The 13,257-nt window shown below is 65.0% G+C and carries 10 protein-coding genes and 1 pseudogene; 4 read left to right on the top strand and 7 right to left on the bottom strand.

Features of this window, described 5'->3' with window-relative positions:
• Positions 1-2: 2 nt before the first annotated feature.
• The 5 genes from ABSF49_RS04300 to ABSF49_RS04280 all read right to left on the bottom strand — a co-directional run bounded on the left by ABSF49_RS04300 (position 3) and on the right by ABSF49_RS04280 (position 6,034).
• Positions 3-2,132 carry an ABC transporter permease gene (locus ABSF49_RS04300; RefSeq protein WP_424111396.1) on the bottom strand — a complete coding sequence of 710 codons (2,130 nt, stop codon included), beginning with the start codon at positions 2,130-2,132 and terminating at the stop codon, positions 3-5.
• 90 nt (positions 2,133-2,222) lie between these two features.
• A complete protein-coding gene (locus tag ABSF49_RS04295; RefSeq protein ID WP_424111395.1) occupies positions 2,223-3,209 on the bottom strand; it encodes a sugar ABC transporter substrate-binding protein in 987 nt (328 codons plus the stop codon).
• Positions 3,210-3,252: 43 nt separating this feature from the next.
• Entirely contained in the window at positions 3,253-4,194 is a 942-nt protein-coding gene (locus tag ABSF49_RS04290) for an ABC transporter permease (protein WP_424111394.1), read from the bottom strand.
• A 58-nt stretch (positions 4,195-4,252) separates the two neighbouring features.
• The gene (gene kce / locus ABSF49_RS04285; protein WP_424111416.1) at positions 4,253-5,194 is read right to left on the bottom strand and encodes a 3,5-dioxohexanoate:acetyl-CoA acetone transferase; all 942 of its coding nucleotides are present in this window, start codon (positions 5,192-5,194) and stop codon (positions 4,253-4,255) included.
• A 30-nt stretch (positions 5,195-5,224) separates the two neighbouring features.
• A complete protein-coding gene (locus ABSF49_RS04280; RefSeq protein WP_424111393.1) occupies positions 5,225-6,034 on the bottom strand; it encodes an SDR family oxidoreductase in 810 nt (269 codons plus the stop codon).
• Positions 6,035-6,359: 325 nt separating this feature from the next.
• On the opposite strand from ABSF49_RS04280, the gene ABSF49_RS04275 reads away from it, so the two are divergent.
• Entirely contained in the window at positions 6,360-7,916 is a 1,557-nt protein-coding gene (locus ABSF49_RS04275) for a glycosyltransferase family 39 protein (RefSeq protein ID WP_424111392.1), read from the top strand.
• A 242-nt stretch (positions 7,917-8,158) separates the two neighbouring features.
• Entirely contained in the window at positions 8,159-9,217 is a 1,059-nt protein-coding gene (locus tag ABSF49_RS04270) for an aldose 1-epimerase family protein (RefSeq protein ID WP_424111415.1), read from the top strand.
• Positions 9,218-9,379: 162 nt separating this feature from the next.
• Here the strand turns inward: ABSF49_RS04270 and pgl are convergent, their stop codons facing one another.
• The gene (gene pgl, locus ABSF49_RS04265) at positions 9,380-10,084 is read right to left on the bottom strand and encodes a 6-phosphogluconolactonase (RefSeq protein ID WP_424111391.1); all 705 of its coding nucleotides are present in this window, start codon (positions 10,082-10,084) and stop codon (positions 9,380-9,382) included.
• A gap of 91 nt (positions 10,085-10,175) precedes the next feature.
• Entirely contained in the window at positions 10,176-11,483 is a 1,308-nt protein-coding gene (locus ABSF49_RS04260; RefSeq protein WP_424111390.1) for an ROK family transcriptional regulator, read from the bottom strand.
• A 293-nt stretch (positions 11,484-11,776) separates the two neighbouring features.
• Between ABSF49_RS04260 and ABSF49_RS04255 the strand changes: the two genes are divergently transcribed.
• Positions 11,777-12,784: a substrate-binding domain-containing protein gene (locus ABSF49_RS04255; protein WP_424111389.1), complete on the top strand. Its 1,008-nt coding sequence runs from the start codon at positions 11,777-11,779 to the stop codon at positions 12,782-12,784.
• 114 nt (positions 12,785-12,898) lie between these two features.
• Positions 12,899-13,257: pseudogene (locus tag ABSF49_RS04250) on the top strand (ABC transporter permease); the annotation flags it as partial.

Here is a 13,257-nt window from a genome sequence, read left to right as displayed (position 1 = left end):
GCTCACACCTTCTTCCAATAGCTGTTGGGGCTGGTCCATTCGCGGTCAGCCCCAGCGAGGGCCAGGCGCCCGATCTTGTTGTTGGTGGTGCCGCCGAGATAGAGCATGCCTTTGTGCTCGCACGTCGAGGTGATCATATAGAGCGGTCCGTCCGGCTTATCCCAAAGCGCATCGACGATCCGTCCTGCTCCGTCGGCCTTGAGCACGCCCCCGATATTGAGATTGCCGAACAGCCAGTTTGTCGGCGGGACGCGCCTGGTCATCCGCCGGCGCGTTCCCGGTATCCTCATCGCCTCATCGATCACCGGGTTTCGCATTCCGGCGAGCGAGATCCAGTAACCGCCGTCGGAGGACCGGTTGATGTTGTCGGGGTAACCCGGCAGGCCGCGAATGAAGATCCGCGGCCCGTCCGACAGGTTCTGCAGATCGAAGATCAGGATCGAACAGGCCCAGGTGCTCGCCACCAGCAAATGCCGGCGGTCGTGCGCGAGGCACACGCCGTTGGGAAAAACCAGGTAGTCGCAGATCGTCCGAGTCTTACGCGACTTCGGGTCGAAGCTGAGCAGCCGACCGTTGGGACGCCCCTCCAGCAAATCGAGACCCCAGTTTTCGATATCGAAGCGCCTGGTCGCGTCGGTGAAATAGATCGTGCCGTCAGGGCCGATATCAAGATCGTCGGCCATCCGAATCGTCGTGTCGTCCTGGACGCTGACGAGGCTGCGCTCGGTCTGATCCGCCAACAATTCGACTTTGCCGTCCAAGGTCACGCGCACCAGGCCCATGCCGGAGATGCAGGTCACGATACGCTGCTCCGAATCAAACGTGAGCCCGAGCGGCCGCCCTCCTGTATTGGCGAGAACGCTGACCTCTTTGTAATCCGGCGCCGCGATCCGTATGATGTGTCCATCACGGGTGCCGCAGTACAGATTGTCGTCGGCGTCGAGAGCCACGTCCTCAGGTCCGTCGATCTTCCCTACGGCGATCAGCTCGGCGCCCGACAGCTTGGGCGCAATTTCGCCCGGCATCAGACTGTCCATGCCTTGCACGGCGTCCGTGTCGAAGACGATCGGATCGAGATACGTCGACGCCAACAGGCGGTGCCGGTTCTTGCGGAATTTCACATCGATCCCGAGGATCACGATGATGATCAAGCCAAGCACAAACTGGGTGGAATCACCGCGAAAGCCGGAGTTGATCAGCACGTCGCCCAGAATGTAGACTGTGGCGAACCCCATCAGAACGGAAACGACCGATCCGCGTCCGGGCACGAATCCGCCAAGGCCGACCACCAATGCGGTCAACGTGAAGAACTCCATGCCGATGCCGGTGTCCGCGCCGATGCTGTCTTGCCGCGCGGCGAAGAGAAATGCGGAAAGGCCAACGATCATCCCTGCGATCACGTAGGCGAAGAATACGGTCAGTTTGACGCTGATCCCTCCGTGTCGCGCAGCCTTCCTGTTGCCGCCGACCGCAAGAATGTGCCAGCCGAACCGAGACTGCCGGAACATGAAAAAGATCAGCACGGCAACGACGGCGAGGACCCAAAAGCCGACCGGTATTCCCAACGGCTTCTCGGCGCCGATCCAATCCCATAGATCGTCGCTGCGCGCGCTGATTGAAATCTGGACCAATTGAGCCTGAGACGCCAAGGTGAACAGTCCGCGCACCGTGATCATCATGCCGAGCGTCGTCAGTAGCGCTCCGCAGCCTAGCAATCCCGCAAGCGCCCCGTTGACGGCGCCGATCAGGGCGCCGCACCCGAGGCTGAGGCCGAGAAGGACCAAAACCGGCAGACCCAAAATATGGAATCCGTAGAGCGCGACGAACGCCGACATCGCGAAGTTGGAGCCGACCGACAAATCGATGCCGCCGACAGCCACAACGATCAGGAGCGCAAGGGTCACCAGCGCGCCGTCGGCGGCGAACTGAGCGAGGTTGCGCATGTTGGCGGCGCTGACGTACCCTTTCGAGAAAATGACGACGCCTAAAATCAGGGCGATGAAAGCGACGAACGGAATCGCGCCCTCGATCCAGCCTTTCGACAGGACGTCAGACAAAATCCGGCGCGGCGAAACCACAAAGCGCGGCACGCGCTGGCGGGGCAAACGGGCAAAGTCGATCGGAACTGACAAGTTGGATATCCATCAGCTTGGCGAACGCGGGGTCCCCGAAAGGACCCCGCGGCGCAATGTCGATTGACTCAGCAAGGCCTCGCTTGCCGGCTACAGCTTGAAGCAGAGGTTCTTGTCATAGCCCGGGCCGAGTTTGATGATCTTCAGCGGAGAGTCGATGGTCAGCATCGTATGATCCGTGGCGGCCCCGCCCTGGAGAAGAACGTCGACGAGATCGGCGAGGTCGCGACCCTGACCGTCAGCGTCGTAGCTCCAGACCCGATTGAGAATCCCGTCCTCGACCGCCTGGCAGGTCTTGTCGTCGCCGCCGCCGGTCGCATAAACGATGACCTTGCCTTGGAGCCCGGCGTCCTTGACCGCCTTGCCGGCGCCCATCGTGTGCACATCCCAATGCCCGAAGATCGCGCAGAGGTTCGGGTGCTGTTGGAGGACCGTCGTGGTGATCTGACGCGCCTTCTCGGGTTCCCAATCCGACGCCTGGTTGGAAACCACCTTGATTTCCGGATGGGCCGCAAAGACCTTGAACGCGGCTTGGTTCAGCATCACGCTGTCGGCCGCCGTCAATTGGCCGGGGATGATCGAGACTTCCCCCGACTTTCCGCTGCCGGCGCCGCATTCCTTGACGATATCCTCGGCGATTTCGCGCCCGATGCGTTCCCAATTCGCGCCCGTGTAGGCGGTCGAGGGTTGGTTCGATTGAAGGTTGATCTGAACCACCCTGATGCCCTTGGATTCAGCTTCCTTGATCTGACGCGCCAGAAGCTGAACGGTCGGATTGTGCACAATGAGCACGTCCGGCTTGTCGCTGATGGCCTTGGCCAGCAACTCCGACATCGCATCCATTTTGAAGGCGGGGTCGCGGATGTCGAAGCTGTAGCCATAGTAGTCCGCATGCTCCTTCACGCGGCGCGACCAGGCTTCGGTCAAAGTAAGGCCCGCCGCGATCGGCACGAAGATGACCTTCTTGCCGGCGATGTTGCTGTCGGCCTGCGCGCCGCCCGTGCTGAGGGCGAAAGCCGCACAGACCGCGATGCCTGCAGCGATGTTTACTAGACTGCTCTTCACTCTCGACAACATGTTTTCCTCCCTGGTTGCGAGCACGTTTTTTGAGTGTTTCTTCTCAGAGATCGCCGACCGTATCGGTCTCCGTATCTCTGGGGTTGAAGTAGTTGTCGGTCGCGACCGCAATGATCAGAACGACGCCCTTGAGAAGGTCCTGCATCTGGGTCGAGAGGTCGAAGAGCGTCATCCCATTGCGCATCACGGCGATCAGGGCGCACCCGACAAGGATGTTTCTCATGCCTCCGCGTCCGCCGCGCAGCGGTATTCCTCCCAGCACGACGACGAGAATGACTTCATAGAGAAGACTGCCATTTGCGACGGTGCGGAAATCGACGGTTCCGCTGGACGCCGCGATCACCAGCCCCGCCACCAGCGCCGTCAGCGCGGCGTACATGTAGATCAACAGCGTCGCCGGTCGCACGCGAAGGCCGATCAGCCGGGCCGCCTGAAAATTGTCCCCCATCGCGTATGTGATGCGCCCGAGGGTCGTGAAGCGCAGCAAAAGCCACGTCACCACAAAGGTGATGATCATGGCCGCCACCGGCGCGGTCAGCCCGGGCACAACGTCTCGCGAAAAGAATACGACCGCGGGGTTGTCCGGCGGCAGCAACAGCAAGAACTCGCCCCGAAGCACGGCAAAGCGGAAAAATCCGGCTATGGCCATCGCCGACGCGAGAGTCGCCAGCATTGCTGGTATTTCGACGTAGGCGATCAGCCATCCGTTGGCGAGGCCGAGCGCCGCCGTCACCAGCAACGTCAGCCCAACGATGGCCGGCTCGGAATAACCGGCATTGGAGAACGTCGCAAAAGTGGCGGCGCCCGCCACCATGATCGCGACCATCGACAGATCGAGGCCGCGGGAAATGATGACCATTCCCATCCCGCAGCTCAGGATCAGCAAGGCGGCCGAATTTGATGCGATGACTCGCAAATTTCCGAAGGTGGCGAACCCTTGGACGAAGACCGAGAGCAGCAGCACGATCGCCACGGTGACGCCCATGACGATATATTCGAGCAGGCTGCCCCTTCGCTGCCCCCTTCGGACTGTTGCGGGAACGTTAGCCACGGAACCCCACTTTGTCCGCGCCCTTCGTCTCCAGGATTTCGCGCGCCTCTGAAGGCGTCGCGATCTCCAACGACAATTCCTCGAGGATGCGACGAATCTTGAGCACCTGCGCCGCGCACGACGGCGCCAGCTGGCCTCGCCCGAGATACAGACTGTCCTCGAGGCCCACGCGCACATGGCCGCCCATGATTGCGCCCATCGTGACCAAGGACATCTGGTGCCGTCCCGCTCCGAGCACGGAGAACTCGTAGTTGTCGCGCCCAAGCAGCCGGTCGGCCGTGCTGCGCATCAGGAACAGGTTCTCCGGATCGGTATTGAGCCCGCCCATGATGCCCAGGCAGCACTGCAGGAACAGCGGCGGCTTCAGCAGCCCCTCGTTGACGAAGTAGGCGAGGTTGCAAATGTGCCCGACGTCGTAGCACTCGAACTCGAATCGCGTGCCGTACGCCTCGCCGAGCCGTGCAATGATGTCGCGGATGTCGGCGAACGTATTGCGGAAGATGACGTTTTCCGAACCTTTGATATGGCCCTGTTCCCAGGGATGCTTCCAGTCGGCGATCCCGCTTCCTGCCTTGTGGAAGGCGAAATTCATCGATCCCATGTTGAGCGAACACAGTTCGGGCTTGGCGACCAGAGGGTACGCGAGACGGTCGTCCAGCGTCATGCGGGAGCTCCCGCCGGTCGTGATGTTGATGATCGCATCGGTCTGCGCCGCGATCTTGGGCACAAACTGTTCGAACACGGCAGGGTCGGGCGTCGGGCTTCCGTCGGCCGAATTGCGGGCATGGAGGTGCAGGATCGCGGCTCCCGCGCGCGCTGCCTCGATCGCCTGTTGAGCGATCTGTTCCGGATTGGCCGCCAGATATCCCGACATCGATGGCGTGTGCACCGAGCCGGTAATGGCGCACGAGATGATGACCTTGCGTCTTCTCAGTTTCACAGTCTTTGCTCCATGGCGGCTTGGTCAGGCGGTCTCGGTGTTTCCATCGACGCTGATGACTTGGCCGCTGATGTTGCGCGCCAGATCGGAGGCGAGAAACAAAGCCAAGTTGGCGACATCCTTGGCCTCGACCATTCTCCGCAAGGAGATCTTGCGGAGATACTCGTTGCGCATTTCTTCGAAGGTGACGCCCATGGCCTCCGCGCGCGCGGCGATGACGCGGTCCATCCGCGGGCCCTGCACCCCGCCGGGGAGGATCGCGTTGGCGCGAACGCCCAGAGGCCCAAGCTCGATCGCCAACGACTTGATGAGGCCGACGATCGCCCATTTGGTCGCTGAATAGGGCGTGCGAAATCCGTAGCCTAAGCGCCCGGCGACCGAACTCATGCCGATGATCGAGGGATTGCGCTTGGAGTCCGTCAGAAGCGGCACGAAGCGCTCGAGAAAATAGAATTGCGACTTGAGATTGACGTCGATCGTCTTGTCGACGTCGGCGGCGGTCAATTCATCCACGCGACCGGTTGGCCCCGCGATGCCGGCGTTGTTGACCAGAAGATCAAGCCCGCCAAACCGGGCCGAGACATCGACGAAAACGCGATGCACGTCGTCTGCGCGTGAGGCGTCGCCGACCGTTCCCGTCAGCCCCGGCACAGCGTTAATCGTCGCCGCGAGAGTCGATTCGACCACATCGGTCACGTGGACCTTTGCTCCGGCGGCGACAAAGCTTTCCGCAATGGCCCGACCGATCCCGCTGGCGCCTGCGGTCACCAGGACGCAGAGGTTGCGCACATCGATTTCCGGATTGCGCGCCTCGATTTCGGGCATGGTCAGCATGGAAGACAACGCGGTGTCCCTCCCTATTCAAATGAGTTGCGCAATAGGCGCAGGAGGGGAGAGGAAATTGAATGTGAATAGGAGCTACACAATCTGAAAATAAATGTGGCGTACATACATAATTTGCCGCGTGTTTCCGTTCAGTCCAAATTCGCCGCGGCGCCGACGCTCTCGGCTGTCCGAGCCGCGACGAAGCGCCGCGCGGGGCGGCGGCGCGCGCAGCCGCCCCGCCGCCACTTATATGACGCGTCGATATGCTACAGCCGTCGCCGGCCTCGCTTGGCCCGTCGTGGGCGCGCGCAATCACGCTGGAAGGGGCTGACGCTTGAGCGCAACAGCGACCAACGACGCTGTTCGGCCCACGAGATTGCGGGGAATCGCCGGCGCGCCGGCGCTGTGGCTCGGCGCGGCGTGCTTCCTCGTCCATCTCGTCGCCAACGCGCATTACGACGTCTTTCGCGACGAGCTCTATTTCATCGTCTGCGGCTTGCATCCCGCCTTCGGTTATGTCGATCAGCCGCCGCTGATCCCGCTGATCGCCGCCGCTTCCTTCAAACTGTTCGGGACCGCGCTGACGCCGCTCAGGCTCGTCCCGGCGCTGGCGTCGGCGGCGACGGTCGCGCTGACCGCCGATCTGGCTCGCCGCCTCGGCGGCGGCCGCTTCGCTCAGGCGCTCGCCGGGCTCTGCGTTCTGTTCGCGCCGGCGCTGCTGGCCGACGGCGTGCTGCTGTCGACCGATTGCCTGCAGCCGCTCACCTGGCTCGCCTGCGCCTGGATTCTGGTGCGCCTCGTCGATGGCGGCGACGAGCGCTGGTGGCTCGCCTTCGGCGCCGTCGTCGGCGTCAGCTTCGAGAGCAAGTATCTGATCGCTCTCTACATGGCCGCGTTCGCGGTCGGCGCCGTCGCGACCCCGCTGCGGCGCAGCCTGGCGCGGCCGTGGCTCTATGCCGGCGCCGCGCTGGCGCTGGCGATCGCGCTGCCCAATGTCCTGTGGCAGGCGCTGCACGGCTGGCCGTTCCTCGGCGTCGCCGGCGCCGACGTCGGCGGCAAGGCCGTTGGGCGGTCGCCGCTCGGCTTCCTGCTGCAGCAGGCTCTCTTCGTCGGTCCCGCTTCGGCGCCGGTGTGGCTCGCCGGCCTGTGGCGGCTCGGCGTGCGGCCGCTGCGTCCGGAGCTGCGCACCCTGGCGATCGCCTACGTCGTCGTCTTGGCGATCGTCGTTGTCGCCAATGGCAAGGCCTACTACGTCACGCCAATCTATCCGGCGCTGATCGCCGCCGGCGCCGTCGCGTGGGGTGCGTGGCTCAAGCGCCCGATCGCGCGCGGGGTCGCGATTGCCGTCGTCGTCGTTCCCGGCCTGTTCGCCGCGCCGACCGTTCTGCCGATCCTGCCGCCGGATGCGCTGGTCGCCTATATGCGGGCGGGCGGCTTCTCGCCCAAGGCGACCCAGACCGAGAACATGAAGCTCTCCGCGCTGCCGCAGTATTTCGCCGACATGTTCGGCTGGCGCGAGATGGCGGCGGCGGTCTCCGCCGTCTATCGCGACCTGCCGCCCGACGAGCGCGCGCAGGCGGTCTTCTTCGCCCCCAATTACGGCGAGGCCGCTGCGCTCGACGTCTATGGACCGGCGCTCGGCGGCCCGCCGGCGATCAGCGGCCACAATTCCTACTTTCTCTGGGGGCCGCGCGGCGCGTCTGGCGATGTGGTCATCACGCTCGGCCGCGACGCTGCGCGTTTCGACCGCTTCTACGACGACGTTCGCGCCGTCGGCCGCACCGACAGCGCGTATGCGATGCCCTACGAGAACGGCCTGACGATCTGGGTCCTGCGCCATCCGCGGGCGCCGCTCGCCGACAACTGGAACGCGCTGAGGCACTACGACTGAGCGGCGGCGAAGATCGGCAAACAGTCGGCGGAAGGCGCGACGTGACGTCGCGTTTTGACGAGGTCCACCGAAATCCGATATCGGACGCTTGATCGGGCTATGCGCCAAAGCAAGAACGAACGATACGAAGACCCCTAGAGTTGACGAACGCCATCGTCGCCGATGGCGTTGGCGGTCGCAAACGGGGCGACCGCGAATCCGTTCGATGCGAGGCGCATCGACGTGCAGGGAGGAAGATCTTGGTGGAGCTTTTTGGACGCCTCGTCAGCAAAGCGGATCTGACCCGCAGGGTCGGCCAAATGTCCCAGATCGCCGGCGCCCGCGCCAGCGAGCTGAGTTCGGGGCTGGCCAAGGGAGTCAATGCGGTCGACGTCAAGACGGGAACTGGCTTCGCGTTCACCGTGCTCCCAGGGCGCGGGCTCGACATTGCGTGGGCTTCATACAAAGGCGCGCCGATTGGCTACATATCCAAGAGCGGCGTCGTCGGGTCGGCGCATTTCGTCGAAAAGGGCGCCGAGGGGTTCCTTCGTAACTTCTTCGCCGGTCTCCTGACCACGGCCGGCCTCAGCAACATCGGTCCGCCCGTTCAAGATGGCGACGAGAGCCTCGGCCTGCATGGCCGGGTCTCCAACATCCCCGCCGAGGACGTCTGCGTTTCCCAGGACTGGCAGGGCGACGACTACATGATCCGAGTGGCGGGCACGGTCCGCCAAGCCAGGACGTTCGGCGAGTGCCTCGTGCTGCATCGGGAAATCACCACCCAACTCGGCGCGAATGCGCTGGTTGTGCGCGACGTCGTCGAGAACGCCGGCTCGCGGCCCGAGCCGATGATGCTGCTCTATCACTGCAACTTCGGCTACCCGATCGTCAGCGCCGACAGCCGCATCTTTACGTCGGGCGGAGGCGTCGAGGCGCGCGATCCCACGCCAGCGCAGGCTGTCGCCGATCACGACCGGCTGGGCGAGCCGCAGGCGAGTTATGTCGAGCAGTGCTTTTATCACGACTTGAGAGCGAAGGACGGCCGCGCATTCGCCGCGATTTTCAACGAGCGGCTCGGCGTCGGCGGCTATGTCCGGTATCGCGTCGCGAATCTTCCGCAGTTCGTGCAATGGAAGATGCTCGGCGAGCAGGAGTACGTCGTCGGGCTGGAGCCGGCGACTCACCGCCTCGACCGACGGGCCGAATTGATACGGCAGGGTCGGATCTCTCCGCTTGCCGTCGGCGAACGTCGGACGTTCGAAGTCGAGATCGGCGTATTGGACGGCCGGGCTGCGCTCGACAAGCTCGCATCAACGGCGTGAGCGGCGCTTCCGTCAAAACCTCAAAGCCCCGGAAGCGCCCCTTCCAGGGCTTTCGCGCGCTGCGCCGTGACCGCGACGTTCGCCCATTTGCGGCTCAAGCGCTGGGTTGACATCGGCGCGGCAAATGCGTTCGGCGTGACGATCGAGCGTGAGCGCGGCGCGTCACGCTGCGGCGGCGAAGATCGTCAGCCTGTCGGCGGCGCAGCGCAGCACGGCGCGGATCGGCATCGCTTCGACCGGTCCGGCGCCGAGCGCCTTGTCGAGCGTGGCGAGCTTGTCCGCGCCTTCGATATGCAGCGCGATCGCGCGCGCGCGCAGCAGGACGCGACCGGTGAGCGTCAGGCGCGGCTCCGGCGCGCCCGCGGCGCGGATCGGCGCGACAAGCAGGCGCGCCGCCGGGTCCATCGCCTCGGCGAGCCCGTCGGCGCCGGGGAACCACGAAGCGGTGTGGCCGTCGTCGCCCATGCCGAGCGCGACGACGTCCGCGGGCATGGACAGGTTGACGATGCGCGCGTTGGCGGCGGCGAGCTCCTGGTCTTCGTCGAGCCGCACATCGGCGAGCGGAACGAATGGCGCGGCGGCGGCGCGTCCCTGCAACAGCGCTTCCCGCACCAGTTTGGCGTTGGAGCGCGGCGAGTCGTCGGCGACGCGCCGTTCGTCGGCGAGCGTCACCGCCACGCGCGACCAGTCGATCGGCTGATCGGACAGCGCGCGAAAGTAGCGCAACGGCGTGCGGCCGCCCGAGACGATCAGCAGCGCCGCGCCGCGCGCCGCGACGCCTGCGGCGAGCCGTTCGGCGGTCCACTGAGCGAAAGCCGGAGCGAGCACGGCCCCGTCGGGAAAATCGCGGCGAGTGAACGCGCTCATTCGAATTCCTCGTTCCACGAGCCGGCGGCGCACCGACGCGGCGACACATACGACCCGCCCCGCGCCTTTCGCAGGGGCGGACGAGGCAGGTTCATGGACCAGACGAAGCGACAGAAACAAGACGGCGCAGCGGCGGCGGCGCCGCCGCTCGGTTCGAGTCGCCCAGCGTGTCCTTGAACACCAGTTCGCGGTCGCGCGCAAAGGCCTTGATCAGCGGCAGCGCCGCTCCCCCGATCGCCCGCGCATCGGCGCCGATCGCCCCGGCGAGAATCGTCGCTTCCGACAGACCGCGTCGATCGAGCGTGTCGAGTTGGGCCGCGACCCGCAGGCGCAGACGCTCGCGCACGTCGGGAGGCATCGCGCCGTCGATGACGATCGCTTCGACGTCGATGATCGACATCGCGGCGAGCGAGGCGTAGGCGAGCGCGTAGGCGGCCTCGTCGATCCAGTCGTCGAGCAGCGGGCCGAAATCGTCCCAGATCTCCGGCGTGCGCCAGAGCGACGAGGGGTCGCGTCCCGCCGCCTCGATCCGCCGCTGGAGCTGGTAGATCGAGGCGCGGGAGATCAATTGCGAGGTCGGCGAACCGCTGCCCTCCAGCGCGGCGATCGGCATCGAGCCGACGGCGGCGGCGTTGCCGGTGCGGCCGGGATAGAGCGCGCCGTCGAGGACCAGTCCGCCGCCGACGAAAGCGCCGAGGAAGAAGTAAAGGAAGTCGCGGCGCCGCCACGCTTCGCCGAAGAAGAATTCGGCGGCGCAGGCCGAAGTCGCGTCGTTGCAGAGCGTCACGCTGAAAGGCGTGACGCGCGCCAGCTCCTCTTCGATCGAGAACGATCGCCAGGCGTCCATCTTTTCGGCGGGCGCGCCGATCTCGGCCGCCCAGTTCCACAGTTGGAACGGCGCGGCGACGCCGAGGCCGGCGATGCGGCGGCGCTGCTTCGGCGTCAACGAGGCGACCAGCGGCGCGAGCTCGTCGTTGATGAAATTCATCACCAGATCCGGCGTCGGATAAGGATAGGTGCGGTGGGCGCGACGGCGCACCGCGCCGCAGAAATCGATCAACACCAGATCGAAGCTGCGACGGCCGATCTTCAGCCCGATCGAAAACGCGCCTTCGGGATCGAGCGAGACGGGGACGGTCGGTTGGCCGACCCGGCCGCGCAAGGGCGCCTCGCGCTTGAGCAGCCCGTCGGCCTGCAAGCGGTTCATGATCGTCGAACTCGACTGGACCGACAAGCCGGTGATGCGCGCGACCTCGATCTTCGACAATTGCCCGAAGCGGCGCGCGAGCGAGAGGATCAGCCGCTCGTTGTACAGGCGCACGCCCGCCTGGTCGGCGCCGCCGGCGTTGGCGGGCGACGGCGATACATAAGGCGCGCGCTCGTCGTCCGGCGCCGGCATCGAGACTCCTGTCGCGGTGTTCCCCGCCGGCGGGTGACCCTCGCCGCGCCGGCCGTCGCCGCATCTCTAGCATGCCGCGTCCGCGATCTCTGCGCCAAGCATGCAAGCGTCGAAGCGCCGCGTCAATATTAAATCAGACCGGAGTAATTATCCTTGACTTGGGGGTAGGGCGCGCTCCTAATAGCGTCGACGGCGCGAAGCGGGTTGGCAAAAAGAGACCGCTTCGTCGCCGTAGCGCTACGGGCGTGAGACGCGGGAAACGCCGCCGAGCCCGCTGTTCAGGGAGGAATTGTATGTCGAGAACACTCGCACTTTTGACGAGCGCCGCCGTTGCAGCCGCCGCGATAGCCGTCGCCACGCCTACTTACGCGGGCGACATCGTCGGCCTCATCACCAAGACCAACACCAATCCGTTCTTCGTCAAGATGAAGGAGGGCTTCGAGGCCAAAGCCAAGGAGCTTGGCCTCACCCCGCAGGCCTACGCCGGCAAGGCTGACGGCGACAACGACGGCGAGGTCAAGGCGATCGAGCAGCTGATTGCCGCCGGCGCCAAGGGCATCCTGCTGGTGCCGAGCGATTCGACGGCGATCGTGCCTTCGGTGAAGAAGGCGCGCGACGCTGGCATCATCGTCATCACGCTCGACACGCCGCTCGATCCGGTCGACGCCGCCGACGCGCTGTTCGCCACCGACAACTTCAAGGCCGGCGAGTTGATCGGCGAGTGGGCAAAGGGCACGCTCGGCGACAAAGCGGGAAGCGCCAAGATCGCCACGCTCGACCTGACGCCCAATCAGCCGTCCGTCGCCTATCTGCGCCACAACGGCTTCCTCACCGGCTTCGGCATCACAGTGAAGGATCCCAAGCACTTCGCGCCGAGCGACAGCCCGCAGATCGTCGGCTCCGAGCTGACCCAGGGTTCGACCGATACCGGTCGCAAGGGGATGGAGAACATCTTGCAGAAGGCCGACCAGATCGACCTCGTCTATGCGATCAACGAGCCGGCGGCTTACGGCGGCTACGCGGCCCTCAAGGCGGCAGGCAGGGAGAAGGGCGTGACGCTGGTCGCGATCGACGGCGGCTGCCAGGGCGTCAAGTGGGTCAAGGAAGGCATCATCGGCGCCACCTCGCAGCAATATCCGCTGCTGATGGCCGCCGACGGCGTCCAGGCCGTGGCCGATTTCATCAAGACCGGCAAAAAGCCCACCAGCATCGACACCGGCGAGAAGCTTGTCACCGACCACCCGGTGCCCGGCGTTCCCTCGATCACCACCGACGAGGGCTTGAAGCTCTGCTGGGGTTGATTTAGCCCGAAGTCAGGAGCGTAATTCCGTCAAGAGTCGATCAGTCGGCGCCCGCCTGTCGCGGGCGCCGATTTTACAATATCGCATCGACGGCGAGGGAGCGACGGGGTGGCCATGAGCGAAGCCTCATCCGCAGGGGGGCATGCGCCCCAGGAGTTCGAGCAGGCGTTGGCCGGAGCAGCCGCCTCGGTCGCGACGTTCGAGGAAGACCGGCTCACGACGCTTCAGCGTCTGCAGCGCTTCCTCCATGTCTACCCGACCACCGTTCCCTTCGTCGTGCTGGTGCTCGGCCTGCTGCTCGGCGTCGCGGTCAATCCCTCGCGCTTCACCGCCGCGAGCAATTTCTCGACGATCCTGACCCAGGTGATGGTCACCGGCATTCTCGGCGTTGGACAGACGCTGGTGATCCTGACCGCCGGCATCGACCTGTCGATCGGCGTCATCATGGTGATCTCGTCGGTGGTGATGGGCCG

This window comes from Roseiarcus sp. (assembly GCF_049514155.1).
Taxonomy (GTDB): Bacteria; Pseudomonadota; Alphaproteobacteria; order Rhizobiales; family Beijerinckiaceae; genus Roseiarcus.
This window is presented reverse-complemented; position numbering and strand designations above follow the sequence as displayed.